This is a genomic window from Pseudomonas alkylphenolica, from assembly GCF_016009175.1.
Taxonomy (GTDB): Bacteria; Pseudomonadota; Gammaproteobacteria; order Pseudomonadales; family Pseudomonadaceae; genus Aquipseudomonas; species Aquipseudomonas alkylphenolica_B.
In genome coordinates this window covers 157,155-183,441 of record NZ_JADUCM010000001.1, presented here as the reverse complement: position 1 = coordinate 183,441, position 26,287 = coordinate 157,155, and the positions used below count along the sequence as shown (strand labels likewise).

The 26,287-nt window shown below is 63.0% G+C and carries 21 protein-coding genes and 1 pseudogene; 8 read left to right on the top strand and 14 right to left on the bottom strand.

What is annotated here, in order from left to right; genetic code table 11:
- Positions 1-61: 61 nt before the first annotated feature.
- Together I5S59_RS00915 and I5S59_RS00910 are read right to left on the bottom strand one after the other, a co-directional pair.
- Complete coding sequence (locus tag I5S59_RS00915; RefSeq protein ID WP_197874969.1) at positions 62-1,303, bottom strand: DUF1835 domain-containing protein; 1,242 nt, start codon at positions 1,301-1,303, stop codon at positions 62-64.
- 144 nt (positions 1,304-1,447) lie between these two features.
- The gene (locus I5S59_RS00910; RefSeq protein WP_197874968.1) at positions 1,448-1,885 is read right to left on the bottom strand and encodes an NUDIX hydrolase; all 438 of its coding nucleotides are present in this window, start codon (positions 1,883-1,885) and stop codon (positions 1,448-1,450) included.
- A gap of 127 nt (positions 1,886-2,012) precedes the next feature.
- On the opposite strand from I5S59_RS00910, the gene I5S59_RS00905 reads away from it, so the two are divergent.
- Positions 2,013-2,459, top strand: a complete 447-nt coding sequence (locus I5S59_RS00905; RefSeq protein WP_197874967.1) for an NUDIX hydrolase — start codon at positions 2,013-2,015, stop codon at positions 2,457-2,459.
- 18 nt (positions 2,460-2,477) lie between these two features.
- Here I5S59_RS00905 and I5S59_RS00900 read toward each other — a convergent pair whose 3' ends face one another.
- Positions 2,478-3,119 (bottom strand): LysE family translocator, encoded by a 642-nt coding sequence (locus tag I5S59_RS00900; RefSeq protein ID WP_197874966.1) that lies wholly within the window; start codon positions 3,117-3,119, stop codon positions 2,478-2,480.
- Positions 3,120-3,241: 122 nt separating this feature from the next.
- Here I5S59_RS00900 and I5S59_RS00895 point away from each other — a divergent pair, with 122 nt between their 5' ends.
- Positions 3,242-3,748 carry a GNAT family N-acetyltransferase gene (locus tag I5S59_RS00895; RefSeq protein ID WP_197874965.1) on the top strand — a complete coding sequence of 169 codons (507 nt, stop codon included), beginning with the start codon at positions 3,242-3,244 and terminating at the stop codon, positions 3,746-3,748.
- 149 nt (positions 3,749-3,897) lie between these two features.
- Here I5S59_RS00895 and I5S59_RS00890 read toward each other — a convergent pair.
- Positions 3,898-4,422 (bottom strand): annotated as a pseudogene (locus I5S59_RS00890) (contractile injection system protein, VgrG/Pvc8 family); the annotation flags it as partial.
- Between the two features lie 611 nt (positions 4,423-5,033).
- On the opposite strand from I5S59_RS00890, the gene katG reads away from it, so the two are divergent.
- The 4 genes from katG (at position 5,034) to I5S59_RS00870 (ending at position 10,975) form a co-directional block, all read left to right on the top strand.
- The gene (gene katG, locus I5S59_RS00885) at positions 5,034-7,286 is read left to right on the top strand and encodes a catalase/peroxidase HPI (RefSeq protein WP_197874963.1); all 2,253 of its coding nucleotides are present in this window, start codon (positions 5,034-5,036) and stop codon (positions 7,284-7,286) included.
- Positions 7,287-7,695: 409 nt separating this feature from the next.
- Complete coding sequence (locus I5S59_RS00880; RefSeq protein ID WP_197874962.1) at positions 7,696-8,631, top strand: Ppx/GppA family phosphatase; 936 nt, start codon at positions 7,696-7,698, stop codon at positions 8,629-8,631.
- A gap of 240 nt (positions 8,632-8,871) precedes the next feature.
- Positions 8,872-9,546, top strand: coding sequence for a DUF3313 domain-containing protein (locus I5S59_RS00875; protein ID WP_197874961.1), 675 nt, complete (start codon positions 8,872-8,874; stop codon positions 9,544-9,546).
- Between the two features lie 124 nt (positions 9,547-9,670).
- Positions 9,671-10,975 carry an OmpP1/FadL family transporter gene (locus I5S59_RS00870; RefSeq protein WP_197874960.1) on the top strand — a complete coding sequence of 435 codons (1,305 nt, stop codon included), beginning with the start codon at positions 9,671-9,673 and terminating at the stop codon, positions 10,973-10,975.
- A gap of 70 nt (positions 10,976-11,045) precedes the next feature.
- On the opposite strand, the gene I5S59_RS00865 is transcribed toward I5S59_RS00870, so the two are convergent.
- Positions 11,046-12,092: an LLM class oxidoreductase gene (locus I5S59_RS00865; protein WP_232239507.1), complete on the bottom strand. Its 1,047-nt coding sequence runs from the start codon at positions 12,090-12,092 to the stop codon at positions 11,046-11,048.
- 22 nt (positions 12,093-12,114) lie between these two features.
- On the bottom strand, positions 12,115-12,750 hold the full coding sequence (locus I5S59_RS00860) for a glutathione S-transferase family protein (protein WP_197874959.1): 636 nt from the start codon (positions 12,748-12,750) through the stop codon (positions 12,115-12,117).
- 131 nt (positions 12,751-12,881) lie between these two features.
- On the opposite strand from I5S59_RS00860, the gene gcvA reads away from it, so the two are divergent.
- Together gcvA and I5S59_RS00850 are read left to right on the top strand one after the other, a co-directional pair.
- A complete protein-coding gene (gene gcvA, locus I5S59_RS00855; protein ID WP_197874958.1) occupies positions 12,882-13,781 on the top strand; it encodes a transcriptional regulator GcvA in 900 nt (299 codons plus the stop codon).
- 259 nt (positions 13,782-14,040) lie between these two features.
- Positions 14,041-14,481 carry a hypothetical protein gene (locus tag I5S59_RS00850; protein ID WP_197874957.1) on the top strand — a complete coding sequence of 147 codons (441 nt, stop codon included), beginning with the start codon at positions 14,041-14,043 and terminating at the stop codon, positions 14,479-14,481.
- Positions 14,482-14,565: 84 nt separating this feature from the next.
- Here I5S59_RS00850 and lipA read toward each other — a convergent pair whose 3' ends face one another.
- The 8 genes from lipA to cycA all read right to left on the bottom strand — a co-directional run bounded on the left by lipA (position 14,566) and on the right by cycA (position 25,962).
- Positions 14,566-15,540: a lipoyl synthase gene (lipA, locus tag I5S59_RS00845; RefSeq protein WP_197874956.1), complete on the bottom strand. Its 975-nt coding sequence runs from the start codon at positions 15,538-15,540 to the stop codon at positions 14,566-14,568.
- 7 nt (positions 15,541-15,547) lie between these two features.
- A complete protein-coding gene (gcvT, locus tag I5S59_RS00840; RefSeq protein WP_197874955.1) occupies positions 15,548-16,672 on the bottom strand; it encodes a glycine cleavage system aminomethyltransferase GcvT in 1,125 nt (374 codons plus the stop codon).
- Positions 16,673-16,680: 8 nt separating this feature from the next.
- Positions 16,681-18,057 (bottom strand): L-serine ammonia-lyase, encoded by a 1,377-nt coding sequence (locus I5S59_RS00835; RefSeq protein ID WP_197874954.1) that lies wholly within the window; start codon positions 18,055-18,057, stop codon positions 16,681-16,683.
- Positions 18,058-18,084: 27 nt separating this feature from the next.
- Positions 18,085-19,338 (bottom strand): serine hydroxymethyltransferase, encoded by a 1,254-nt coding sequence (gene glyA, locus I5S59_RS00830; RefSeq protein WP_197874953.1) that lies wholly within the window; start codon positions 19,336-19,338, stop codon positions 18,085-18,087.
- 61 nt (positions 19,339-19,399) lie between these two features.
- Positions 19,400-22,270: an aminomethyl-transferring glycine dehydrogenase gene (gene gcvP, locus I5S59_RS00825; RefSeq protein WP_197874952.1), complete on the bottom strand. Its 2,871-nt coding sequence runs from the start codon at positions 22,268-22,270 to the stop codon at positions 19,400-19,402.
- A 14-nt stretch (positions 22,271-22,284) separates the two neighbouring features.
- On the bottom strand, positions 22,285-22,662 hold the full coding sequence (gene gcvH, locus I5S59_RS00820) for a glycine cleavage system protein GcvH (protein ID WP_128323626.1): 378 nt from the start codon (positions 22,660-22,662) through the stop codon (positions 22,285-22,287).
- Between the two features lie 259 nt (positions 22,663-22,921).
- A complete protein-coding gene (locus I5S59_RS00815) occupies positions 22,922-24,454 on the bottom strand; it encodes a sigma-54-dependent transcriptional regulator (RefSeq protein ID WP_197874951.1) in 1,533 nt (510 codons plus the stop codon).
- Between the two features lie 83 nt (positions 24,455-24,537).
- Positions 24,538-25,962: a D-serine/D-alanine/glycine transporter gene (gene cycA, locus I5S59_RS00810; RefSeq protein ID WP_197874950.1), complete on the bottom strand. Its 1,425-nt coding sequence runs from the start codon at positions 25,960-25,962 to the stop codon at positions 24,538-24,540.
- Positions 25,963-26,287 lie beyond the last annotated feature (325 nt).

The following is a 26,287-nucleotide window of genomic DNA, read 5'->3' as shown; positions in this document are numbered from 1 at the left end:
CCAGATGAGCTTGCAGCAGTGTAGTTTAGGTTTTGGACGTGAGAAGCTACCGACGTTCGCCTCAGCGGCGCCCTACTTCACCGTCAGTACTCACCACCCACGGCGACTGATCGGCAACGATAGGCACGCCCCCCACCCAGCGATCTGCCGGTGACTGGTCGAGCCAGTTCGACCGCCCAAGCAGTACCTGTTCGCCAAGCGCCGTGAGCCGCAGCGGGCGCTGGCGCCAATCATCGCCGGGCGCTTCGCTCAGCAGCGGCCTGGGTGCATGGATCAGGGGTTGCAGCAGGGTGTGGAACATCAGATCGCCCAGGTACGGCAAGGGCTCGTAGCGCATCATCAAGTGGCCGAACACTTTGCCTGCGGCCAGCTCGCCTTCGGCGGCGAGGATGCGCAGCACCAGCCGCTGGGTGAGGCTCAAGCCATCATCGATGCCGGGGAGCTCTTGCAGTTGCCGCGCCAACGCGGGGCCCAGCAAAGGCAGCACGGGATGCGGCCGCGCAGCCAGGCCCGCCCATTCATTGGGATTGGATGCGGTGTAGGCACGCCACGCTTCGCGCGCGAGCGCCAGCGCGTCCTCACCCAGTGGCCGACGCTGCGGCCAGAGCCAGGCGAGAAGATCCGGTGCCAGCTGGCCAATACCGATGAAGCGCTGCACCCCGGGGACCTGGGCAATTTCAATCAGTTCGAGCCGGCGCGGCACGCTGGAGAGACTCGCCAGCACCCGGATCAGAAACAGCTGATCGTAGGCGTCGGCCTCGCACCACAGCACCAACTCGCTGCCGGCATTCAATTGCGCCAGTGCCACGCGCTGCGGGGCCTGGCGCTGGGCGATATCGCGGGCGGAGAGCCCGAATGCCTGTTGTACATAAGCGGCCCGCACCGACCAGTATTCATCTTCAGCCAGTGCGGGTACCGGGCCCATCACCATCGGGTCGTCAAACATGTGAAACGCGCCCGAAAAGCCCGCCGTGCGCAGGCTGTGCTCGATGTCGTTACCACAGCGCCAGTGCTGTACGGCGGCCTCGCCTGTGGCAGCAAAGTCGGGATGGCGCGCGCTGAAGGCAACGCGATCGGCATGAGCAATCAACTTCGGCCAGCTGGCAAAACCCGCCTCGCGCGCCACCAGCCACTGCGTGTCGGCGAGGCGATAATCGGGACCGGACAACCCCAGTGCACACAGTTGCGCACGGGCCTCATCTGCCTCGTTGTTTTTCAGGGCCTTGAGAAGACGCTTGGCGCGTTTGCGCAGTGCGGGCAAATCGAGCAAACCGTGATGACGGGACGCATAGGTGGCGGGCATGCCAACTCCTTACAGGGCTCGGTCCGCCGACAAGCCGGGAGTTGGAATGAAATAGGGTTGGAGCATGCCTGGGTTACCCCTTCGCGCGGACCGCGGGCGCAGCGTACGCCCGAGCCCGGACTTTAGCGCCAAGCGTCGGTGGAATCAATGCTGCGTCTGGAGCCTGTGACCACGCGCTTTCAACGTCGCGCTTAAAAAATCCAGTGCGCGCTGAAAGACCGGATGGCAATCGGCATAGGGCAGCTGATCGAGCGGCGCCCAGAAAAACGCAAACAGGTGACCATGATCATCCGTCGTCTGGTGCGACCATTGCTCGGGTAGCACCTCGCCCACTTCACACAGGTGGAACGACCAGACCTGGTCATGATGCCCGGCTTCCCAACAGCCAAGATCATCGCTGATCGTCGCCGTGTCGATGCCGGACTCTTCTGCCAGCTCACGCAAGGCCGCCTCACGCGGCGTTTCGCCTTGCTCTATGGTGCCTTTGACCAGTTGCACCCCAGCCTGTGGATGGCGGAACAACAGGACTCTGGGACCCTGGGTGAATGACAGCACCACGGGGCAGGCCTTGTCAGGACACATGACGATTTCCTTATCAGCAGTGACGGCCGACCATCATACGCAACCGCCCGCGCACACCAAATAATTGCCGAATCGCAGCCCCTCACGTATCGTCGCGCGCCGCTCACTCGCAAAAGGAATTTGACCCGTGTCAGCCCCCCGCATTCGCGCCCTCGCCCTGTGTATTTTTCATCATCAGGGCAAGATCCTGGTCAACCGCTTTGACGACGCGCAAACCCGGCAAACGCTCTACCGCCCGCTCGGTGGCGGCATCGAATTCGGTGAGCGCAGCATCGACGCCATCGCCAGGGAAGTGCAGGAAGAACTGAACCAGGTGATCACCGATATTCGCCTGATCGGCACGCTGGAGAGCATCTTCACCTACGACGGCAAGCCTGGGCACGAGATCGTCCAGGTGTACGACGCACGCTTCAGCGACATGAGCCTCTACGCGCAGCCCTGGCTCATCGGCCACGAATCCGATGGTGCCGCGTTCAAGGCCATGTGGCTCGACAGCAGCAGTTTCACCGCTGACTCCCCCCTGGTTCCTGAAGGGCTGCTTGATCTGCTCAGGACCGTCTCGCTGCTGGAGTGAAGACTGCTCTGTTACACGTCAGGCCGTTTGCCTGCGCATGGCCAGGATAGCCGCGCCGAAGCCAATGAAAGTCGACCCCACCACCCTGCTCACCCACAGCGAGAACTGTGGCCGCATCAGCACGCCCTTGGCACGTGAAGCCAGCGCGGCATACAGGGTCAGGGAACTCAGCGACAGGCCCATGAAGATCGACGTGAGCAACAGAAACTGCGGCAACAAGGCAGCGCTCTGATCGAGGAACTGCGGGAACAGTGCCGAGAAGAACATGGTCGCCTTGGGATTGGTCGCGGCAGTCAGGAAGGCCGACTTGAACAGCTTCAGGCGGGACGGCCGGCTAGCGGCCTGATCGGCCAAGCCCTCGGCTGTCAGCATCGGGGCTTTCCTGAGCAACTGCTTGGCGCCCAGGTAAAACAGGTAGCCGGCACCGGCAATCTTCACCACGTTGAACATCCACTCGGAACTGGCCAGCAAGGCGCCCAGGCCAAGCATCGCCGCCGCCGACAGGCAGAACAGCCCGCAGGCATTGCCGATAGATGACCACAGCGCCGCACGCGGGCCATAGGCCAGGCTGTTGTTGATCGCCATCAATGTGGCCGGGCCGGGGCTGGCGATGGCAATCGCGGCCACCAGAACATAGGTGAGCAAAACGTGAACATCCATTTTTCAGGCTCGAACATGATGGGCAAGTAAGGCATCTTACAAGGACACTGCCCACAGAGCACGCCAAGCCTGGCGAGGGCTGGCATTCAAGCACCACTCACCGCCCCGGAATGACAACGCGCATGAACATCTTGATTCGCAACGAGCAGCCTGAAGACATCGATAGCATTACACAGCTGACCGAAGCTGCATTCGAACACGCCGAACACACCAGTCATACCGAGCAATTCATCGTCAATGCGTTGCGCAATGCACATCAGCTGAGCGTATCGCTGGTAGCCGTGGAAAATGGCGAGATCATCGGCCATGTGGCCTTGTCACCGGTGACCGTTTCATCGGGTGCGCGCGGCTGGTATGGCCTGGGCCCGATTTCGGTGCGACCTGACCGTCAGGGTCAAGGCATAGGCGCGGCGCTGATGAACGCGGCACTGGACGCGCTGCGCCAGCTGGGCGCTGCCGGTTGCGTGCTGCTGGGCGACCCCGGCTACTACGGCCGCTTCGGCTTCAAGGCGCACCCGGGCCTCGAGTTGCCCGGCGTTCCCGCAGAGTACTTTCAGGCACTGGCGTTTGCCGCCGAGGTGCCGACAGGTGCGGTCACCTATCACCCGGCGTTTGAAGCCACCTGTTAATCAGAGGGCTGCTTCGGTCAGCAACCCTGCCTGTAGGCCATCGACGTAGGAGCTAGCGGGCGGCGTTCCGACTTGCCGGCGAACCATGCACCGCGGTGCCCCTGATATACCGCGTCATCGTTTTTCGCGGGCAAGCCACGCTCCTACAGCTTGGGGTGCACCGCAGACCTGTAGGTTTTATCCGCTTCCGCAGCGAGGCGCGCCAGAAAATCGAGGTCGGTCTCGCCGGCCTGCACGCAGAATTCGCGGACCTGATGGTCTAATACGCTGCCGATTTCGTACTGGGTGATGCCCTGGCGCTTGAGCATCAGCTCGAGAATCTGCGGGACGGTTTTCTGCTGGAAGATGCGCCAGTTCGAGCGCAGCTTGGCGCGGGCCAGTTGCGGTTCGACCAGCGCTTTGTAGCGGGTGCGGTGGAAGCCGGTTTCGTCCTGGCTGAAGCTGCTGACCAGGCCGTGCACGTAGCGCAACGGGCGCTCGCCGCGCCAGACGGTGAACAGCACCGGCTGGTCGAGCAACTGGGCGAAGTCGATATCGCTTTGGTAGCTGACCAGTTCCAGGGTCAAGGTGAACGGCTGGCTGACGGCCTCGACGAGGCTGAATGACACCACCTCAAAGGCGGCCTTGCCGACCAAGGGCTGGAAGCTGTAGCGCAGTTCCGATTGGCTAGGCATACGAAATCCTTGTCCGCCGCTTTGTGAGAGGCGAAACACTAGCGGGGAAATGCTGCTGGGTGGGGGCTTGGACTTCCTAAAAACCTGTGGGAAATTTCGCTTAATTTGAATTGGACCAGGGTGTTGCCCGAGGAACGAGGCCGTTACTGGCGCCTGCAGTCAGGGCTGCTTCGCACCCCATCGCAGGCTATCGCCAGCTCCCACAAATGCATTGCCTGCACCGCCCCTCTGTGGGAGCTGGCGTAGCCTGCGATCGAGTGCAAAGCGCTCGCAGATTCCCCCCACACACTGAAAGAGCGCCTCTATCAACGCCCAATACTGGCGCTATTAGCCCTCGCGCTTACCCACGTCTAGCCTATATTTATCGCTGCACTGAACCGGCCGGCTGGCTTCTGGGGAGGCGGTAATAAAGCGGCTACAGCCGCCCTCTTCGCCGTGTTGCAACTGTCCGATAACGAGATTGCCGCTATGCTCCATTGTCCGTGATGGCCATCACCGATTCGTTGATCGAACCGCTGGCCTTGAACCGATGTCATTGATTTCACTCATCTCTACCCGGTTGGCACGACGGGTCGGATTGTGGGGTGAGTCCATCCAGAGGTGAAACAGTCATGTCAAACGAGTCAAAATGCCCGTTCAACCACAGCGCTGGCGGCGGCACCACCAACCGAGACTGGTGGCCCGACCAGCTGAACCTGAAGATCCTGCATCAACACTCGTCTCTGTCCGACCCGATGGACAAGGACTTTGACTACGCCAAGGCCTTCAAGAGCCTCGACTTCGCGGCCCTCAAGCAAGACCTGCGGGCCCTGATGACCGATTCTCAGGACTGGTGGCCGGCCGACTTCGGTCACTATGGCCCGCTGTTCATCCGCATGTCCTGGCACAGTGCCGGGACCTACCGTACCGGTGACGGCCGTGGCGGTGCCGGCTCCGGTCAGCAGCGCTTCGCCCCGCTCAACAGCTGGCCCGACAACGTCAGCCTGGACAAGGCACGGCGCCTGCTCTGGCCGATCAAGCAAAAGTACGGCCGCAACATTTCCTGGGCCGACCTGATCGTGCTGGCCGGTAACGTCGCCCTCGAATCCATGGGCTTCAAGACGTTCGGTTTCTCCGGCGGTCGTGCCGATGTGTGGGAACCGGATGAAGACGTGTACTGGGGCACCGAAACCGTCTGGCTGGGCGGCGACGCGCGCTACGGCAAAGCCCAGCCCCCGGGGGATGCACCGGTGGTGGCCGACCCGTCGAAACATGGCGAGGAAGAAAGCCGCAATCTCAGTGGCGCGCGCAATCTGGAAAACCCGTTGGCCGCCGTGCAGATGGGCCTGATCTACGTCAACCCCGAAGGCCCCGAGGGCCATCCTGACCCGCTCGCCTCGGCCAAGGACATCCGCGACACCTTTGGCCGCATGGCCATGAACGATGAAGAAACCGTGGCGCTGATCGCCGGCGGCCATGCCTTCGGTAAAACCCATGGCGCAGGCCCGGCGGACAATGTCGGCCCCGAGCCGGAAGCGGCAGGCCTGGAAGAACAGGGCCTGGGCTGGCGAAACAAATTCGGCACCGGCAAGGGCGCCGACGCCATCACCAGCGGCCTGGAAGTGACCTGGACCCAGACACCCACGCAGTGGAGCAACCACTTCCTGGAAAACCTCTTTGGTTTCGAGTGGGAACTGACCAAGAGCCCGGCCGGCGCCCATCAGTGGAAGCCCAAGAACGGTGCCGGCGCAGGCGAGATCCCGCATGCGTTCGATCCGGGCAAGAAACAGGAACCAAGGATGCTCACCTCTGACCTGGCGCTGCGCTTCGACCCGATCTACGAGCCCATCGCCCGACGTTTCAAAGACAACCCCGAACAACTGGCCGATGCCTTTGCGCGCGCCTGGTACAAGCTCATCCACCGTGACATGGGCCCGCTGTCGCGTTACCTGGGTCCGGAAAACCCCTCCGAAGAACTGCTCTGGCAAGACCCGATCCCGCCCGTCAGTCATGCACTGGTCAATGACGCCGACGTGGCGGCGCTGAAAAGCAAGGTTCTGGCCTCGGGGCTTACTGTCGCCGAACTGGTGTCCACCGCATGGGCGGCTGCATCGTGCTTCCGCGGTTCCGACAACCGCGGCGGTGCCAACGGCGGGCGCCTGCGCCTGGCCCCGCAGAAAGACTGGGAAGCCAACCAGCCTGCACAAGTGGCCAAGGTCCTGGGCGTGCTGCAGAACATCCAGGGCGAGTTCAACAGTGGCGGCAAGCAGATTTCCCTGGCCGACCTGATCGTGCTGGCCGGTAGCGCCGGGGTCGAAAAGGCTGCAAAAGATGCCGGTTACAACGTCACCGTGCCCTTCTCGCCCGGCCGCACCGACGCCAGTCAGGAGCAGACCGACGTCGAGTCGTTCGGCTTCCTGGAGCCGGTTGCCGACGGTTTCCGCAACTTCGTCAAGGCCGGGGTCAAGGTTCGGGCCGAAGCGCTGTTGCTGGACAAGGCGCAACTGCTGACGCTCACCGCCCCGGAACTGACAGTGCTTATTGGCGGCCTGCGCGTACTGGGGGCCAACGTCGGGCAAAGCGCACACGGCGTGTTCACCCAGCGGCCTGGGCAGTTGACCAACGACTTCTTCAAGAACCTGCTGGACATGAACGTGGAATGGAAACCCACCTCCAGCGCCAACGACAGCTTCCAGGGCCACGACCGCAAAACCGGTACGCCGAAGTGGACCGGCACCCGCGTTGATCTGGTGTTCGGCTCGCATGCGCAACTGCGTGCACTGGCCGAGGTGTATGCCAGCAGCGATGCGCAACAGAAGTTCGTCAACGACTTCGTCGCCGCCTGGCACAAAGTCATGAACCTGGACCGTTTCGACCTGGCGTAACACCACCGACCCGGCCTTAGCGCCGCGCAAAAAAACGCCCCGACCTGCTCGCTCAGCTCGGGGCGTTTTTATTCTGATCCGTATTTTTATGCGTTATCTGCATCTGTAATGAATGCCCGCACACTCCGACAATAAAGCACCCTCACCGTTCGGAGTTCATATGGGCAAGCTTGCGATTTTCGTGGTCGGTTTTCTGCTGCTCGCCATCGGCATTGGCGCCTTGGGGACCATTTCGCCGTTGTAAGGCGTAAGCACCTGAAGCCTTTGTAAAAAATCAGCGATGGCAGCCGGACCTTCAGTCATCGGCTGTCATCTTTATGTCATCAACCGGGTGGAAGATCACCGCAACTCGCCAGAGCGCTCAACACGCCTCTGCCTGCTGACGGATGAACTTGCAAGGACACACCCAATGAAAGGAGACACCTCTCTTTTTGCGGCCATCGACCTGGGCTCGAACGCGTTTCGTCTGATGATCGGTCAGCCGGCCAGGCGCAATCGCCAGTTCGTGATCGAAGAGGTGAAATCCTTGCGCGAACCTGTCCGCCTGGCCGAGGGCTTGCAAGACGGCGCCCTCGACGACTCGGCGCTGGACCGCGGTTGGCAGGCATTGGCACGCTTTGGCAAAAAGCTGCGTGGCTTCGAAGCCGGCCGTGTACGTGCGGTTGCTACCAGCGCCGTACGCGAGGCCGCCAATGCCAAGGTGTTTCTCGATGATGCCGAGCGCCATCTGGGCTTTCCCATCGACGTCATCTCCGGCCAGGAAGAAGCCCGTCTGGTGTACACCGGCGTCACCCACCGCAGCCCCTCCCCCGACAAGATGCGCCTGGTAGTGGACATCGGCGGCGGCTCCACCGAATTGATCCTGGGCTGGGGTGACCAGCCCTTGCTGACCGAGAGCATCAACGTCGGCAGTGGCACCTGGAGCACGCGCTTCTTTCCCGGCGGCCAGGTCACGCCGCAGGCGCTGCAGCAGGCCGAGCGCAACGCCATCCTGCAGTTTGAGACGGTCGCACGCCGTTACCGCCAGCTGGGCTGGCAACAGGCGATCGGTTCCTCAGGCACCGCACGCATGCTGGCCAAGGTGCTCAGGGCCAATGCCCTGAACGACTATGGCGAAGGAGGTATCACCTACAGCGGCCTGCTGCGCCTGTCGTTGCTGCTGCTTGAGGCCGGGCACGTCGGCAACATCAAGCTGGGCGGCCTGCAAGCGCATCGCCAGAGCGTATTGCCGGGCGGGCTTGCAGTGATGCTGGCGGCGTTCAAAGTGTTCGCCATCCGCGACATGACCCCCTCCGAGCCGGGCCTGCGCTTTGGCGTACTGCACGGGTTGATGCAACAGCGCTGAGCCCGCCGCGCGGTCCCTGCGCCGCGCCGTTATCGCCTGCCGAAAAATTGCACGGTTGTCCTTTGGCACAGCTTGTAACTTGGCGATAACCATCTACGGTTATTTCTATTCCTTCACTCCCCTGAATGGTTGCTGATCAATAGCGCTATATAACGACTGCTGCGCATCGTGGAAACCGCGCAGACGCTCGCCAGGATTCGAACGTACTCACGACTCAGATCTGTCCCAAGGAGCAACACCATGAAGTCGAAGCACCTGTTGTTTACGTTGTGCGTGACCTCGCTGGCGCTGTCCGGCTGTGCTAACAAGTATGTTGAACCCGACCAGTACTCCGGATTCCTGAAAAACTACAGCGCGCTCAAAGAAGCCGAGTCGCCTTCCGGCGCACCGGTCATGCGCTGGATTGACCCGTCGGTGAACGTTGGCAAGTTCAACAGCGTGTACATCGAGTCGAGCCAGTTCTATCCCAAGCCGCAAGCCACCGACAAGATTCCGGACACCACCCTGCAAGGCATCACCCGTTACTACAACCAGTCCCTGCAGAACGAATTTGCCAAAGAGCTGCCGCTGGCCAAAGGCCCAGGCCCTGGCGTGCTGATCGTACGTCCGGCGATCACCGCCGTCAGCGCTTCGACCAAAGGCCTGCGCCCGTATGAAGTGATCCCGATTGCCCTGATTGCCGCCGGCGTCAGCACCGCGACCGGCATCCGCGACCAGGACACCAGTCTGTCGACCGAAGCGGCGTTCATCGACTCCGACAGTGGCAAGGTCGTCGCGCAGGTCGTGCGCAAAGGCGCCGGTTCCGACCTGGAAAACTCCGACCAGGTGATGACCGCCAAAGACGCCAAGGCGGTACTCGATGGCTGGGCAATCGACATGGCCAAGTCCTTTGAGCTGCTCAAAACCAAGAAATAAGACAGTGCGTCTACCTGCCTGGTACAGCCCCGCCAGTGACGGCACCCTGGGGTTGTGCCTGGCCATTGACCCGCCATGATTCGATGGGCAAGCAAGCCCGCGGGGTGACAGTTCGGGAGGCTGGATGAAACGTAATTCGGGTTACCTTGTACGGGGTCAACGCGTTACCGGTCTTGCTGTGTGCCTGTGTTTACTCAGCGCAAAATCATGGGCCGGCGGTATTTTCATTTATGAGGCCGGCCAGGAAGGCATGGGCCTGGCCAACGCAGGTTCTGCAGCGCTTGCCACTGACCCCAGCGTACTGATGAGCAACCCCGCCGCCATCACCCAGTTGCAGGGCACCCAGATCAGCGCCAGCGGCCAGCTGATTCTCGGCGACCTGAAGTTTTCTCGCGACAGCAACAACCAGTTCAGCGGCAACGAAGGCGGCAACTCGCTTAAATACCTGCCCGGCACCAGCCTGTTCGTCAGCCACCAGATCGACGAGCGCTCGGCGGTCGGCTTTGGCATGTACGGCAACTTCGGCCTGGCGCTGGATTATGACGACGACTGGGCCGGCCGCTATTTCACCCAGGAGGCCGCCGTGATCGGCGTGTCGTTCCAGCCAACCTTCGCCTACAAATTTACCGACGACCTTTCGGTGGGCATTGGCCCGCGCATCATGTATGCCTACTACCGCACCGAGATGGCCATCAACAACAACCTGCTCGGCCTGCGCGACAGCCCCGCCGGGCAACTGGAATACAAAGACACCGATGTCGGCACCGGGGTCAACGTCGGCGTGCACTACCGCCTGGGCCCGCGCACCCAGTTGGGCCTCGCCTACACCAGCAAGGTCGACCTTGAGTTCAAAGACCGCCCCAGCGTGCACAAGGTCGACAACCCGATCATCAACGCGGCGCTCAGGCGTCTGGACGTGGATGACCTGGAGCTGGACATGTCGGTGCCGCAGACCGTGCTGTTCAGCGTCGCGCATGACCTCGACGACCAGTGGAAACTGCTGGGCAGCCTCGGCTGGCAGGACTGGAGCGAGTTCGGCGAGATTGGCGTCGAGGTCGACACCGATGCCGCGGGTGACGTCAGCCGCTCGGTCAGCCGCAAATACAAGGACACCTGGCACGCCTCGCTGGGCGCCCAGTACCAGATCGATCCGCGCCTGCGCTGGAGCTTCGGCCTGGGTTACGACAGTTCGGCGGTGGATGACAAGGACCGCACTGTGGACAACCCCATGGGCGAGGCCTGGCGCCTGGCGACCGGGATCAACTACGAGCTGGAAAAAGGCCTTGATGTGCACATGGCGTACACCCTGGTGTGGCTGGGTGACATGGACGTCGACCAGACCAAGGCGCGGTCGGGCGATACCCTTTCCGGCACCTACAAAAACGCGGCGCTGCACATTATCGGCGGTGGTGCGACCTGGCGGTTCTAGGTTTTATCCGCGCACACATGCCGCCAGCGCTGAGCGCTGACGGCACGTGTGACGGTTCGCTTTCCCTCATCTACCACTGCTGTATCAGCGGCTCCGGCCCGGCCAGCGCCGGGAAATGCGGCAGCACCTCTTCTGCCAGTTCCTGGATGATCTGCGCAACCGGACGCTGCGCCATCTGGATGCCCAGGGCCGCGTGATTGACCCCGGCATCCCGCCATTCGCCCAGCAGGTCGATCAAGCCATTGCGGCCGGTCTTGAGTACATAACCGCCCTGTAGCGGCGTGCGCGGGAAGTTCGGGTCATCCGCCAGGTCAATCCATTCGTTGGTCATGTGCGGGCGAAAACCGCCACCGGGAATCGCCGCACGCCAGGCGCGAATTTTTTCTGCCAGGCGTCGGGGCCCAAGGATGTTATGGGTGGCGTCCGGAAAGGTCAGCCAGCCGTCGGCCTGCTCTCCCAACCACGCCATCGATTGCTGCGATGAGCCGGTGACGATAAGCGGAATACGCCCGGTGACGGGCTTGGGCAGCAACTGTGCGTCGCTCAGGCGGCCCAAGGGCGACTGAATGTTCGCAGGCGACGTGGCCAGCAATTGCCGAACGTAGTCCACCGACTGCGCAAACCGTTCGCCCCGTTCGCCATGCGTCAGGCCATAAGCCGGAAACTCCACGGCACGGTCGCCGGTGGCGATGCCCATGACCAGGCGGCCGCCGGACAGGCAATCGAGTGTGGCCGCCGACTTCGCCAGGTCGATGGGATGGCGCAGCGAGAAGATCGCGCTGCCGGTCACCAGGGCAATCTGCCGTGTCTGCGCGGCCAGGTAAGCCAGGTAGGTAAAGGGGTCGAACACTTGCCCGGCATCGCCGAACGCAGGATCGAACAACGGTACATCCCGCACCCAGGCGGCAGCGAAGCCCAGGCGGTCGATTTCACTGACCTGCTGTGCCTGGCCGATCAGAACGGCCATGTCACCAGAAAAAAAGCGCAGTGGCAGGAAAATCCCCAGGGTGAGTTGGTCGGGGGCGAACATGCGCCGGTAGCCGGGGTGGCCGGCAAAAGCGGATGCATTGGCTCCGCGTGTTGTAGGAGCGGTAAAGCGATGGGTTGTCGCGTTCATGGCACGTCCTTGATGCTGTGGTTCAGGGGCCTGTTGCCGGTGCGGGCAAACGGATGCCTCGCTGCACCGCCGGGCGCTGGTTGATGCGCGCGTACCAGTCACACAGGTGGGGGTAACGGCTGAAGTCAAAAGCCACCAAGCGGGCGATATGCATCCAGCCGAACGTTGCGATGTCGGCAATCGAATAGGCCTGCCCTGCCAGCCACGGCTGGGTTGCCAGGTGCTGGTCGAGGGTGGCGAAAGCCGCCTCGGTGAGTTGCCGGTAGCGACTGATGGCTGCCGGGTTGGCTGTTTTATCAAAGCACTCGAAGTGCACCCGCTGCCCCAGCAATGGGCCCATGCTCGCGCTGTGAAACATCAGCCAGGTAATGGTTGCCCAGTGTGCTTGCGGATGCGGCTCGTGCAATTGCCCGCTCTTCTGAGCGAGGTACAGGAGAATGGCCGCTGACTCGAACAGGGTGATGCCGCGAGCGCGGTCCACCAGCACGGGAATACGACCGTAGGGGTTGAGGGCAAGGAATGCCGGTTGCCGGTGTTCATCCAGCTCGATGCGTACGTGACGCAATGTGTAGGCGAGGCCCATTTCTTCCAGGGCGATGGTGATCTTGAAGCCATTGGGCGAGCTGTCGGTATACAGAATCAGATCGGAATCGGGCATGGACTCATTACCTCAGGCAAACTAACGTTTACGGTCACTAGCTGATAGCCATGCTAGAGCGGTTGCTCTATACAGAAAAACGATAAGTTCTCCTCTCATACATTAGATTTTCTAAACCAAGGAATCTGCCGATGGGCGCTGTTCTCCCCTTGCTGGCGCTGAGGGCCTTCACTGAAACCGCACGCCTGGGCAGCCTGAAAGCGGCAGCGCAGCAACTGGGCGTGACGCCTGGAGCGATCAGCCAGCAGATTCGCCAGCTGGAGGACCGCCTCGGGGTTTCACTGCTGGTGCGCAGCCGCCAGGGTGTGCGCCTCACCGAGGCCGGTGCGCGTTTGCACCCGGGGTTGTCACGGGGCTTTGGCCAGATCGAGGGCGCGCTGGCGGATCTGCAGGCGATGACGGTCGAACAGACCCTCACCATCAGCACCGTGCCGTCGTTTGCCTCCACCTGGCTGGTGCCACGCCTGGCCGACTTCAGCGCTCGCTATCCGGATATCGAAGTGCGCGTGGAGGCGACGGGTAAGCTGGTCGACTTCCAGCGCGAGCGGGTCGACATCGCCTTACGCCATGGCCTGGGCCACTACCCGGGCCTTGAGTCGATCCCGTTGCTGGCGCCGGTACTGGTGCCGGTGGCCAGCCCGGCGTTGCTGGCCAACGGGCCGCCGATCAGCAACCCGCAGGACTGCCTGCATTACCCGCTGCTGCAGGACTCTGATCGCGCTGATTGGGCACTGTGGCTGCAGGCTCACGGCGTCGACGTAGACAGCAGCGCCCGCCGCGGCCCGAGTTTTGACGAGGAACTGCTGCTGTTGCGCGCGGCCGTCACCGGGCAAGGTATCGCCCTGGTGCAGGACAACCATGCCTGTGAGGACCTTGAAAACGGCACCCTGGTGATCGCATTGGACAGGCCCTGGCCAGCGCGGTTTGCCTACTACGCGGTGAGTCGACCGCAGGCGCTGCGCCAGGCGCATGTGCAGGCTTTTATCAACTGGCTGAAGGAACAGGCGGGGGATGTGCCGGCGCTGCGCTGAAGGTTGTGTGGGTATCGGGACTCTACGAGCGCTTCGCGCTCGATCGCAGGCTGCGCCAGCTCCTACAGGTACTGCGGGGCTTGTGAGGCATGTGGTGTACCTGTGGGAGCTGGCGCTAGCCGGCGATGGGGCGCACAGCGGCCCTGGTGAAGCAGCTCCTGCACAATGACCACCCATCAGCCAGATCCCGCGCCAGCAGCAGGCCACTACACTGCATAAGGGGGATGAAATCAACGCACCTCAACTCAGGAGATCTGTGATGAACAGAGCATCTTGGCTGGCGTTGGTAGTCGCTGTCGGGGCAATTTCAGGTTGCGCAAGCACCGAGGTTGTCGATGTCCCCCTCCAGGCTACCCCAGAAAACGCTCAGCATATCGCTCGGGCTACCCTCAGCCCGGCGGGCACGCAAACCAGCATCATGCTCAACGTCGGTGGCGTGCCGCACGACCTGGCCCTGCCAAGTCGCCTCGATACGGCCATCTATGCCGGTTCGTGTCAGCACCTGGCCGCACAACCGGCCTACACCACGCAACAAGCCAACAGCGTCGACTACCCCTCGATGGCCCCACGCACCAAGCTGTGGGCGCAAGCCCCTGTGGCCTTGAGCGAACTGACCAAGGGTGACTATGCCCTGCTCGTTCGCACCAGCCCGGCAGACGGCAGCCGTGCGATTTTCTGCGGCGACATCAACGCCGGTTAAAGGAGTGCCCAGCAAGCAATTGGCACCGTGGCCGGCATGAATTTCACCAGGCCACGGTGACGCCGCCCCGTTCATCCAGGTCAGTCAAAGCGCATTCACTTGCTGGTCGGCATGGTAGGAAGAACGCACCAGCGGCCCGGACGCGACATTCCTGAAGCCCATCGCCAACGCCTGTTCGGCAAACCAGGCGAAGGTGTCCGGGTGCACAAAGCGCTGTACCGGCAGATGGCTGCGCGACGGCTGCAGGTACTGCCCGAGGGTGAGCATGTCGACCTGGTGTTCGCGCATGCGCTGCATCACCTCGATCACTTCGTCATCGGTCTCACCCAGCCCGAGCATCAGCCCGGACTTGGTCGGCACCCCCGGCACACGTTGCTTGAAGCGCTCGAGCAGATCCAGCGACCACTCGAAGTCCGAACCCGGCCGGGCGGCCTTGTACAGGCGTGGCACGGTCTCCAGGTTGTGGTTGAACACATCCGGCGGCTCCTGCTCGGTGATCGCCAGGGCCACGTCCATGCGCCCGCGGTAATCAGGCACCAGGGTTTCCAGCTGGATACCCGGCGACAGCGCACGGATTTCCCGCAGGCAGTCGACGAAGTGCTGGGCGCCACCGTCGCGCAAATCATCCCGGTCCACCGAGGTGATGACCACGTACTTCAGACGCAGGTCGGCGATGGCAATTGCCAGGTTCTTCGGCTCGTCGGCGTCCAGTGGCTTGGGCCGGCCATGGCCGACATCACAGAACGGACACCGGCGGGTGCAGATGTCGCCCATGATCATGAAGGTTGCCGTGCCGCCGGAAAAGCACTCGCCCAGGTTCGGGCAGGAGGCTTCTTCGCAAACGCTGTGCAGCTTGTGCTTGCGCAGCAGCGCCTTGACCCGTGCCACCTCGGGCGAGGTGGGAATCTCCACGCGAATCCACTCAGGTTTGCGTGGCACCTCTTCGGTGGGCAGGATCTTCACCGGAATGCGCGCCACTTTCTCGGCGCCGCGCAGCTTCACCCCGGCCTGAAGCGGTTGCGGGCGCGTGGCGACAGACTGGGTTGGGTTCATGCTCATCCCCTGCTCAACCACGGTAGTAACGCTGGGCCACGAACGGCGTGCGCACCACGCGCATCGGCACCAACTTGCCGCGTACCTGGGCGAAGCCGTCAGTCTCCAGCGCCGCGTGTTCGCTGTGCACAGTCCCCATCGCCAGCGGGCCGCCCAGGCTCGGGCCGAAGCCGCCGCTGGTGACACGGCCGATCACCTGCTCACGGGCATCGACGATCAGCGCGCCTTCGCGCACCGGTACCCGCTCACTGGGCAACAGGCCAACGCGCTTGCTGGTCACCCCCTCGCGCTGCTGGGCAAAGATACGCTCAGCCCCGGGGAAGCCGCCGGCACGTACGCCGTCCGCACGCCGGGCCTTGGAAATCGCCCAGGTCAGGCTGGCCTCGATGGGTGTGCAGGTCGCGTCGATGTCATGGCCGTACAGGCACAAGCCGGCTTCCAGGCGCAGCGAGTCACGGGCACCCAGGCCGATGGCTTCGACCTCGGGCTCGGCCAGTAACGAGCGGGCGAGCATTTGCGCCGCTTCTGCCGGCACGGAAATCTCGTAGCCATCTTCACCGGTGTAGCCCGAGCGGCTGACGTAGCAGTCGACGCCCAGCAAGCGCACCGGGGCGAACTGCATGAAGGTCATGCTGCTGACCTCGGGTGCCAGGCGCGCCAGCACCTTGGCCGCCGCCGGCCCCTGCAGGGCAAGCAAGGCGCGGCTGTCGAACAGCGACTCGACCTCGCACTGCCCTTCCAGGTGCTGGCGCAGGTGGGTCAGGTCCTGGTCTTTGCAGCCGGCATTGACCACCAGAAACAGTTCATCGTTGCCGAGGTTGGCGACCATCAGGTCGTCGAGGATGCCGCCTTCGGCGTTGGTGAACAGCGCATAGCGCTGCATGCCCACCGGCAGGTCGATGATATCGACCGGCACCAGTGCCTCCAGCGCCTTGGCCGCCTGCGCGCCGCGCAAGCGGATCTGGCCCATGTGCGAGACGTCGAACAGCCCGGCCTGTTCACGGGTGTGCAGGTGTTCCTTGAGCACACCCAGCGGGTACTGCACCGGCATGGCGTAGCCGGCGAACGGCACCATGCGCGCGCCCAGTTCCAGGTGCAGACCCTGCAACGGCGTTTGTTGTAGTTGTTCAGTGGACATGGTGACTCCTAGCATTCGATGATGTTGACTGCCAGCCCGCCGCGGGCAGTCTCTTTGTATTTGCTTTTCATGTCGGCGCCGGTCTGGCGCATGGTCCGGATCACCTTGTCGAGCGACACGAAGTGCTGGCCATCCCCGCGCAAGGCCATGCGCGCGGCATTGATGGCCTTGACCGAGCCCATGGCGTTGCGCTCGATGCAGGGCACCTGAACCAGCCCGCCAATCGGGTCGCAGGTCAGCCCGAGGTTGTGCTCCATGCCGATTTCGGCGGCGTTTTCCACTTGCTGCACGCTGCCGCCGAGTACTTCGCACAAGGCCCCGGCGGCCATCGAGCAGGCCACCCCGACCTCGCCCTGGCAACCGACTTCGGCACCGGAAATCGAGGCGTTTTCCTTGTACAGAATGCCGATGGCCGCAGCCGTCAACAGAAAACGCACCACGCCGTCTTCGTTGGCTCCCGGCACAAAGCGGGTGTAGTAGTGCAGTACCGCCGGGATGATCCCGGCCGCGCCGTTGGTGGGCGCGGTGACTACGCGCCCGCCACTGGCGTTTTCCTCGTTCACTGCCAGGGCGTAGAGGTTGACCCAGTCGAGCACCGAGAGGCTGTCCCTGAGGCTGGCCTCGGGGCTGGCGCTCAACTGGCGGTGCAAGGCCGCCGCTCGGCGCCTGACCTTGAGCCCGCCGGGCATGATCCCTTCGGTGCGGCAGCCCGCCTTGACGCAGTCCTGCATCACCTGCCAGATGTGCAGCAGGCCCTCGCGGGTCTGCTCCGGGCTGCGCCAGGCGGTCTCGTTCTCGGCCATCAACTGGCTGATCGAAAGACCGTGCTGGGTGCATTGCGCCAGCAGCTCGCGGCCACTGAGAAACGGAAAGCGCAGCGGCGTGCGGTCTTCGACGATACGGTCGACACCGACCGCCGCCTCGTCCACCACAAAACCGCCCCCCACCGAGTAATACTCACGGCTGCACAGCTGCAGGCCGGCCGCATCGAAGGCGCGCAAAATCATGCCGTTGGGGTGATACGGCAACGGCTTGCGGATCATCGCCAGGTGCTCTTTCTCGACGAAGCGGATGCTTTTTTCGCCCAGCAGCGACAGCCTTCCGTGCTGGCGAATCATCCCCAGGCGGTCGGCCACCATCGAGGTTTCGACGGTGTCCGGGTGCTCCCCCTCAAGCCCCAGCAACACCGCCTTGTCGCTACCGTGGCCCTTGCCGGTGGCGCCCAGCGAGCCGTACAGCGCGGCCCGCACACTTTCCACCTGAGGCAACAAGCCCTGGTCCCTGAGCCCCTCGGCAAAACGCGCCGCCGCCCGCATCGGCCCGACCGTGTGCGAACTGGACGGGCCGATACCTACCTTGAACAGATCAAAAACACTCAGCGACATACACGCCTCCGCACTCGCGCCCAGGGATCAGGCCGGATAAACCGGGAACAGCTTGCACAGTGCCGCCACCTGCCGGGCCACCTGCGCCTCGACATCGGCGTCGCCCAGATGATCGAGGATGTCGCAGATCCAGGTCGCCAGTGCCCGGCACTCCGGTACCTGGAAGCCACGGGTGGTGACGGCCGGGGTACCGATGCGCAGGCCCGAGGTGACAAAGGGCGATTGCGGGTCATTGGGCACGGCGTTCTTGTTGACGGTGATGTGCGCACGGCCCAGCGCGGCATCGGCGTCCTTGCCGGTGATGCCCTGGCGGATCAGGCTGACCAGGAACAGGTGGTTGTCGGTGCCACCGGAGATCACGTCATAACCGCGCTGCATGAAAATTTCGGCCATCGCCTGGGCGTTCTCGATGACCTGGCGCTGGTAGTCCTTGAAGCCAGGCTCCAGGGCTTCCTTGAAGCACACCGCCTTGGCCGCAATCACATGCATCAACGGCCCGCCCTGCCCGCCCGGGAACACCGCCGAGTTGAGTTTCTTCTCAAGCTCAGGGTCGGCCTTGGCCAGGATCAGGCCACCGCGCGGGCCGCGCAGGGTCTTGTGGGTGGTGGTGGTGACGACATCGGCGTACGGCAGCGGATTGGGATACAGGCCCGCCGCAACCAGACCGGCGACATGCGCCATGTCGACGAACAGGTAGGCACCGACCTTGTCGGCGATCTCACGAAAGCGCGGGAAGTCGAGGGTCTTGGAGTAGGCGGAGAAGCCGGCGACGATCATCTTCGGCTTGTGCTCGACGGCCAGGCGCTCGACTTCGTCATAGTCGATCAGGCCATTGCCGTCGATGCCGTATTGCACCGCGTTGTAGAGTTTGCCGGACGAGCTGACCTTGGCGCCATGAGTGAGGTGGCCGCCGTGGGCCAGACTCATGCCCAGCAGCGTGTCGCCGGCCTGTAGCAGGGCCAGGTACACTGCCGCGTTGGCCTGGGAGCCGGAGTGCGGCTGGACGTTGGCGTAGCCGGCGCCGAACAGCTGCTTGGCGCGCTCGATGGCCAGCTGCTCGACGACATCGACGTGCTCGCAGCCACCGTAGTAGCGCTTGCCCGGATAGCCTTCGGCGTACTTGTTGGTCAGTTCGGTGCCCTGGGCCTGCATCACCTGCGGGCTGGTGTAGTTTTCCGAGGCGATCAGCTCGATGTGGTCTTCCTGGCGTTGCGCTTCCAGGCGAATGGCTGCGGCCAGTGCAGGGTCGAAGTCGGACAGGGTCAGGCTTTTATGGAACATGGTGGGTTTCCTTCTTGTTCGGTTGGCAAGCAAGGCCCGGACCGGGTCCGGGCCACGGCAATCAAGCGTCTTGATAGATCGACATCGGCGGGCAGGCGCAGGCCAGGTTGCGGTCGCCGTAGACGTTGTCCACGCGCCCCACCGGCGGCCAGTACTTGCTCTCGCGTAAGGTCTCCAGCGGGTACACCGCCAGCTCCCGGCCATAACGATGAGGCCACTCACCGGCCAGTTCGTGGGCGGTATGCGGGGCGTTCTTGAGCGGGTTGTCGAGCGTGTCCAGCGTGCCGTTTTCCACGGCGCGGATCTCTTCGCGAATGCAGATCATCGCCTCGCAGAAGCGGTCGAGTTCAGCCTTGGACTCACTCTCGGTCGGCTCCACCATCAAGGTGCCGGCCACCGGGAACGACATGGTCGGTGCGTGGAAGCCAAAGTCGATCAGGCGCTTGGCGACGTCTTCGACACTGATGCCGCTGCTGTCCTTGAGCGGGCGCAGGTCGAGAATGCACTCGTGGGCGACCAGGCCGTTCTCGCCGGTGTACAGCACCGGGTAGTGCTCCTCCAGGCGCCGGGCAATGTAGTTGGCGCTGAGGATCGCCAGCTGCGAGGCACGCTTGAGCCCTTCGCCGCCCATCATGCGCATGTACATCCAGGTGATCGGCAGGATGCTGGCGCTGCCGAACGGTGCTGCACACACCGCGCCCTGTTTGTTGTCCATGTGCCCGTGACCCGGCAGGAACGGCGCCAGGTGCGCCTTGACGCCAATCGGGCCGACACCCGGGCCGCCACCGCCGTGGGGAATGCAGAAGGTCTTGTGCAGGTTCAGGTGCGACACGTCGCCGCCGAACTTGCCCGGTGCGCACAGGCCGACCATCGCGTTCATGTTGGCGCCGTCCAGGTAAACCTGGCCGCCATGCTGGTGAATGATGTCGCAGATGCGGGTGATGCCGTCTTCGAACACGCCATGGGTCGAGGGATAGGTGATCATCAACGCCGCCAGCCGCGCCTGGTGCTCTACGGCCTTGCGCTGCAGGTCGTCGACATCGACGTTGCCACGGGCGTCACAGTTGACCACCACCACGCGCATGCCGGCCATCTGTGCGGTGGCCGGGTTGGTGCCGTGGGCCGAAGACGGAATCAGGCATACGTCACGCGCGGCTTCGCCACGGCTGGCGTGGTAGGCGCGAATAGCCAGCAGGCCGGCGTATTCGCCCTGCGAGCCAGCGTTGGGCTGCAGCGACATGGCGTCGTAGCCGGTGGCGGCGCAAAGCATGGCCTCCAGTTCGTCGGTCAGCTGGCGGTAGCCCTGCGACTGTTCGGCGGGTGCAAACGGGTGCAAGGCACCGAATTCCGGCCAGGTGATCGGGATCATTTCGCTGGCGGCGTTGAGCTTCATGGTGCACGAGCCCAGGGCGATCATGGTGCGATCCAGGGCCAGGTCCTTGTCGGCCAGGCGACGCAGGTAACGCATCAGCTCGGTTTCGCAGTGGTAGCGGTTGAACACTTCGTGCTGCAGGAACGGCGTCTGGCGCAACAGCGGTGCCGGCAGGCAGTCGCCGCTGGCAGCGGCCAGGGTGGCGAAATCCGGGGTTTGCTGACCCGGGGCCGCAAACACCTGCCAGAGCGCTTCAACGCTTGCCTGCTCGCAGGTTTCATCCAGCGACAGGCCGACACGGCTAGCGTCGATCATGCGCAGGTTCAGGCGTGCTGCGTCAGCGGCGGCCAGCACCTCGGCGACCGGCCGTGCGGTGTGCACACTGACGGTATCGAAAAAGCTCGCTTGTTCAACGCGGTGCCCGAGTTGCTGCAGGCCCTGCACCAGAATCGCGGTCAGGCGATGCACGCGCCGGGCAATGTCCGCCAGGCCCTGCGGGCCGTGGTAAACGGCATACATGCTGGCGATGTTGGCCAACAGCACCTGCGCGGTGCAGATGTTGCTGGTGGCCTTTTCGCGGCGGATATGCTGCTCGCGGGTCTGCATGGCCAGACGCAGGGCCGGCTTGCCGAAACGGTCGATGGACACGCCGACCAGGCGTCCGGGCATGTCACGCTTGAAGGCATCACGGGTGGCAAAAAACGCCGCATGCGGGCCGCCAAAACCCAGTGGCACGCCAAAGCGTTGCGCACTGCCGAGCACCACGTCGGCGCCAAACTCGCCGGGCGGTGTCAGCAGGGTCAATGCCAACAGGTCGCTGGCCACGGCAACCAGCCCGCCGGCCTGGTGGACCTGCGCGACGAGTTCGCGGTGGTCGGCAATATCACCGGTGCTGGCCGGGTACTGCAGCAACACGCCGAAGTAGCCATCGAGGTCTTGCGTCTGCAGTTGCGACTCGTCACCGACGACCACCTCGATACCCAGCGGTTCGGCACGCGTGCGCAGCACATCGAGGGTTTGCGGGTGGCACTGACGGGAGGCGAAAAACGCCGGCGCCTTGTTCTTCGCCAGGCGTTTGCAGAAGGTCATGGCCTCGGCCGCCGCAGTGGCTTCGTCCAGCAGCGAGGCGTTGGCGATTTCCATGCCGGTGAGGTCGCTGACCAGGGTCTGGAAATTCAACAGCGCTTCCAGACGGCCCTGGGAAATCTCCGGCTGGTACGGCGTGTAGGCGGTGTACCAGGCCGGGTTTTCCAGCAGGTTGCGCAGGATCGGCGCCGGCGTGTGGCACGGGTAGTAGCCCTGGCCGATGTGGTTGCGGTACAGCTGGTTCTTTGCCGCGATGGCCTTGATCGCCGCCAGGGCCTCTGCCTCGCCCTGCCCCTTGGTCAGTTCGAGCACACTGGTGCCCTTGATGCTTTGCGGGATGACGCTGTCGATCAGGGTATCGAGCGAGGCATGCCCGGTCAGAGCCAGCATGGCGGCGATATCGTCGTCGCGCGGGCCGATGTGACGGGCGATGAACTCGTTTTCAGTGCCCAGCGAGATAGGTGCTCTGTTCATGTCGGCACCCTGGCTCAGGCGTTGTCGGCCAGGAAGCGGTCGTAACCGGCCTGGTCCATCAGGGCGTCGAGGTCGGCGACGTTGTTGACCTGGATACGGAAGAACCAGCCGTCTTGCATGGGCGAGGCGTTGACCAGTTCAGGGTCATCGGACAGCGCCTGGTTGACGGCAACCACTTCGCCGGCCAGCGGCATGCTGATGTTGCTGGCGGCTTTCACCGACTCCAGCACTGCAACCTCGTGACCTTCACCGTATTGGCCCAGATCCGGCAATTGCACGAACACCACATCACCCAGTGCCTGCTGCGCAAAGCTGGTGATACCGACGGTCAGTTCACCGCTGTCTTCCAGGCGCAACCATTCGTGTTCAGGTGTGAAACGCAACATGCTCATGGCACTTCCTCTTGTTATTAGGTGGGTCCTGCGGGAGGACTGCCAAGTACTAGAGCAAGGGCAATGCCAAGTATTTATTTTCTATATAAATCAGTAAGTTAGTTGAATTTTAAGGTGTATTGCAGGCCTCTGCTGCGGAGCGAAATCGCTCCACGCAACAGGCCGGGAATCACGTTTTGCCGGGAAGGCCCACTGTAACGCTGGCCTTGGGGCCACTGGAGCACAATCACTCCAGTGGAGCGCATTCACTCCGGCCCGCTCAGGACGGCCGGCTGGCAATGCCGTATTTGCGCAGGCGCTGGCCAATCGCGGTGTGCGACGTTTGCAGGCGCACCGCCAGTTGCCGGGTGGAGGGATAGGCGGCATAGAGCTTTTCCAGCAGGGATTTTTCGAAGCCCTGCACGGCAGCTTCCAGGCTGATGATCTCCGGCACTTCGGTCTGCTGGCTGCTCAGCGCCGTGCCGGCCAGTTCCAGGTCGCCGCAGTCGATCACCTCGCCTTCGCTGATGGCTGCAGCGCGGAAGATCACGTTCTGCAACTGGCGCACGTTGCCGGCCCAGCGATTGCCCAGCAGCAGCGGATGGGTCGCCAGCGCCAGCCGGCACGGCGAGCGCTGGATCTGCGTGCCGGCCTGGCGCAGGAAGTGCTCGGCGAGCAACAGGATGTCGTTGCCGCGCTCGCGCAGGGGCGGCACCAGCAAGTTGAGCACGTTGAGGCGGTAATACAGGTCTTCACGGAAACTGCCTTCCAGCACCATGCTTTCCAGGTTGCGGTGGGTAGCACACACCACCCGGACATTCACCCGCACCTCCCCGCCGCCACCGACACGGCGAAAGCTGCCGTCGCTGAGAAAGCGCAACAGCTTGGCCTGCAGGTAAGGCGACATCTCGCCCACTTCATCGAGAAACACCGTGCCGCCGTCGGCCAGCTCCAGCAGGCCCGGCTTGCCACCCCGCTGGGCGCCGGTAAACGCGCCCGCGGCGTAACCAAACAGCTCGCTTTCGGCCAGGCTCTCTGGCAGCGCCGCGCAGTTCAGCGCCAGGAACGACGCGTCGCGTCGCGCGCTCAGGGCATGACAGGCCCTGGCCACCAGCTCTTTGCCGGTACCGGTTTCGCCCTGGATCAGGATCGGTGCATCGAGGCTGGCAACCTTGTGCAGCCGTACCTTGAGTTCCTTGAGCGGCGCCGACTCGCCCAACAGCGTTTGCAGCCCTTCGGCATGGTCATGCAGCAGCGAGGCCAGACGTTCGCCGATGCGGCTGGGCGGGTAAAGGGTAAGCAAACCGCCCACCAGCGCATCGGTGCCGCCACTGATCGGCGTGGCCTCCAGCAACAACGCCTGGCCCTGCAGGCTCACCTCGCACATCGGCAGGCGAAAGCCTTTGTCGATGAGGGTTTGCGCCCGGTCCGGCTCAGTGAACAGGCCGGACAACGGCTCGCCGGCTGGCTCGCGGCCGACCAGGCTGACCAGGGTCGGGTTGGCCAGCAACACATGACCGCAAGGGTCGACGGCCAGCACCGGGTCACTCATCGCCGCCAGCAATGCGTCCAGTTGCAGGCGCCGGCGCTGGCCGGGGAGAAAATCGACCAGCTCCACGGCCTGCACCCCGACCACCCGCAGCAGCGCGTCGTGAAGTTCCTCCAGCACCGCCTGCGACAGCGCCGGGGCATCGATATAGACGTTCGGCGGGCTCATCTCCACCGCGTCGAGGTTTAGGTTGCGCGCGCCCAGCAACGCCAGGATCTCCTGGGTGATACCGACGCGGTCGATAAAAGTGACGTGAATGCGCATCGTGAGCTCCTGCCTGTCAAACGACAACAGGGGGACGGCACCGCTGTGCCATCCCCCCGCCGGTTAATGAGTGATTGCGGCGTTCAATCCGCGTCGAAGGTCAGTTGCATGCCCTCCTGCCGTTTTTGCCGCAACTGGCGATAGGAAATGCCCAGCACGACAAACCAGGCAGGCACCAGGTACAGCGCCTGGCGGGTGTCTTCCTGCAGGGCCAGGAGGGCCAGGATGAACACGAAGAACGTCAGGCACACCCAGACCATGAAAATCCCGCCCGGCATCTTGTACTTCGAGGCGCGGTGCAGGCTGTCGCGCTGTTTGCGGTACGACAGGTACGACAGCAGGATCATCGACCAGACAAACATGAACAGAATCGCCGACACCGTGGTGATCAGGGTGAAGGCATCGAGCATGTTCGGCACCAGGTAAATCACCAGCGCGCCGGCCAGCAGGCAGATGCAGGAGAAGATCAGGCCATTGGAGGGCACGGCGCGTTTTGACAGCACCCCGAACTTGCCCGGCGCATCACCGTCAACGGCCAGGCCGTAGAGCATGCGGCTGGTGGAGAACACGCCGCTGTTGGCCGACGATGCAGCCGAGGTGAGCACGACGAAGTTGATGATCCCGGCGGCGGCAGGCAGGCCGGCGAGCACGAACAGTTCAACGAACGGGCTCTTGTTGGCGACCACGTCGCGCCATGGCGTCACGGCCATGATGGCGATCAGCGCAAACACGTAGAAGATGATGATGCGCAGGGGGATCGAATTGATTGCCCGTGGCAGGTTGCGCTCCGGGTTCTTGGTTTCTGCCGCCGTGGTACCCACCAGTTCGATGCCGACAAAGGCGAACACGGCAATCTGGAAGCCGGCAAAAAAGCCCATGGCGCCATGCGGGAACATCCCGTCGTCGTTCCACAGGTTGGCCAGCGAAGCGGTGTTGCCGGTGGGCGACTGATAGGCGGCAACCACCATGTACAGCCCGGTGCACACCAGCGCACAGATGGCCACGATCTTGATCATGGCGAACCAGAACTCCAGTTCGCCGAACATTTTCACTGTCACCAGGTTGAGCCCCAGCAGCAGGCCGACACAACTGATAGCCGGCATCCACAGCGGTATATCCGGGAACCAGAACTGTAAATACGCAGAGATGGCGATCACGTCGGCAATCCCGGTGACAATCCAGCAGAACCAGTAAGTCCAGCCGGTAAAATACCCGGCCCAGGGGCCTAACAGATCAGCGGAAAAGTCGATGAAGGATTTATAGTTGAGATTGGACAGCAGTAATTCGCCCATCGCGCGCATGACAAAAAACAGCATGAAACCAATAATCATGTAGACAAATATGATGGAAGGCCCGGCCAGGCTGATGGTCTTGCCAGAGCCCATGAACAGGCCGGTGCCGATCGCACCGCCAATGGCAATCAACTGGATATGGCGATTGGACAGGTTGCGTTTGAGTTCGTGTTCCTCTGCTTCAGGCGGGCGGAGATCGAGCGTCGGTTTTTTCATTGTTATATACCTTGCTAGTTTAATTGTTTTTATAACATCACAAGTTCAACTACCTCACCGGGACAAACAACTAGCGAGTCCACTTTGGTACGGGTGAAAGAGCAAGGTCTATGCCAAACGCAAAATACCGCGTAAACCGCGGGTTTAATGCGTGCTGCAGTTGCCCGGGTGTAATGAAGTCACTCCGGGCACTGCGCACTATTCAGGTGTGCGACGGCGCGAAAGCGTCGTGTGGCCTGCCGTCGGCGCCATTTGAGCGTTTTAGCTCCAATGGAACGCTATCAGTCCGGGTCAGAATGCATGTGCGACCGCTACGCGCTCGATC

Excerpts from the sequence above, each read along its gene's own strand:
- gcvT (WP_197874955.1), bottom strand. The coding sequence starts at position 16,672 with ATGTCCACTGAACAACTACAACAAACGCCGTTGCAGGGTCTGCACCTG.
- I5S59_RS00860 (WP_197874959.1), bottom strand. The coding sequence starts at position 12,750 with ATGCCCGATTCCGATCTGATTCTGTATACCGACAGCTCGCCCAATGGC.
- lipA (WP_197874956.1), bottom strand. The coding sequence starts at position 15,540 with ATGAGCATGAACCCAACCCAGTCTGTCGCCACGCGCCCGCAACCGCTT.
- I5S59_RS00895 (WP_197874965.1), top strand. The coding sequence starts at position 3,242 with ATGAACATCTTGATTCGCAACGAGCAGCCTGAAGACATCGATAGCATT.
- I5S59_RS00875 (WP_197874961.1), top strand. The coding sequence starts at position 8,872 with ATGAAGTCGAAGCACCTGTTGTTTACGTTGTGCGTGACCTCGCTGGCG.
- I5S59_RS00815 (WP_197874951.1), bottom strand. The coding sequence starts at position 24,454 with ATGCGCATTCACGTCACTTTTATCGACCGCGTCGGTATCACCCAGGAG.
- glyA (WP_197874953.1), bottom strand. The coding sequence starts at position 19,338 with ATGTTCCATAAAAGCCTGACCCTGTCCGACTTCGACCCTGCACTGGCC.
- I5S59_RS00865 (WP_232239507.1), bottom strand. The coding sequence starts at position 12,092 with ATGAACGCGACAACCCATCGCTTTACCGCTCCTACAACACGCGGAGCC.
- cycA (WP_197874950.1), bottom strand. The coding sequence starts at position 25,962 with ATGAAAAAACCGACGCTCGATCTCCGCCCGCCTGAAGCAGAGGAACAC.
- I5S59_RS00850 (WP_197874957.1), top strand. The coding sequence starts at position 14,041 with ATGAACAGAGCATCTTGGCTGGCGTTGGTAGTCGCTGTCGGGGCAATT.
- I5S59_RS00915 (WP_197874969.1), bottom strand. The coding sequence starts at position 1,303 with ATGCCCGCCACCTATGCGTCCCGTCATCACGGTTTGCTCGATTTGCCC.
- katG (WP_197874963.1), top strand. The coding sequence starts at position 5,034 with ATGTCAAACGAGTCAAAATGCCCGTTCAACCACAGCGCTGGCGGCGGC.
- I5S59_RS00880 (WP_197874962.1), top strand. The coding sequence starts at position 7,696 with ATGAAAGGAGACACCTCTCTTTTTGCGGCCATCGACCTGGGCTCGAAC.
- I5S59_RS00835 (WP_197874954.1), bottom strand. The coding sequence starts at position 18,057 with ATGTCGCTGAGTGTTTTTGATCTGTTCAAGGTAGGTATCGGCCCGTCC.
- I5S59_RS00910 (WP_197874968.1), bottom strand. The coding sequence starts at position 1,885 with ATGTGTCCTGACAAGGCCTGCCCCGTGGTGCTGTCATTCACCCAGGGT.
- I5S59_RS00870 (WP_197874960.1), top strand. The coding sequence starts at position 9,671 with ATGAAACGTAATTCGGGTTACCTTGTACGGGGTCAACGCGTTACCGGT.
- gcvH (WP_128323626.1), bottom strand. The coding sequence starts at position 22,662 with ATGAGCATGTTGCGTTTCACACCTGAACACGAATGGTTGCGCCTGGAA.
- I5S59_RS00900 (WP_197874966.1), bottom strand. The coding sequence starts at position 3,119 with ATGGATGTTCACGTTTTGCTCACCTATGTTCTGGTGGCCGCGATTGCC.
- gcvP (WP_197874952.1), bottom strand. The coding sequence starts at position 22,270 with ATGAACAGAGCACCTATCTCGCTGGGCACTGAAAACGAGTTCATCGCC.
- gcvA (WP_197874958.1), top strand. The coding sequence starts at position 12,882 with ATGGGCGCTGTTCTCCCCTTGCTGGCGCTGAGGGCCTTCACTGAAACC.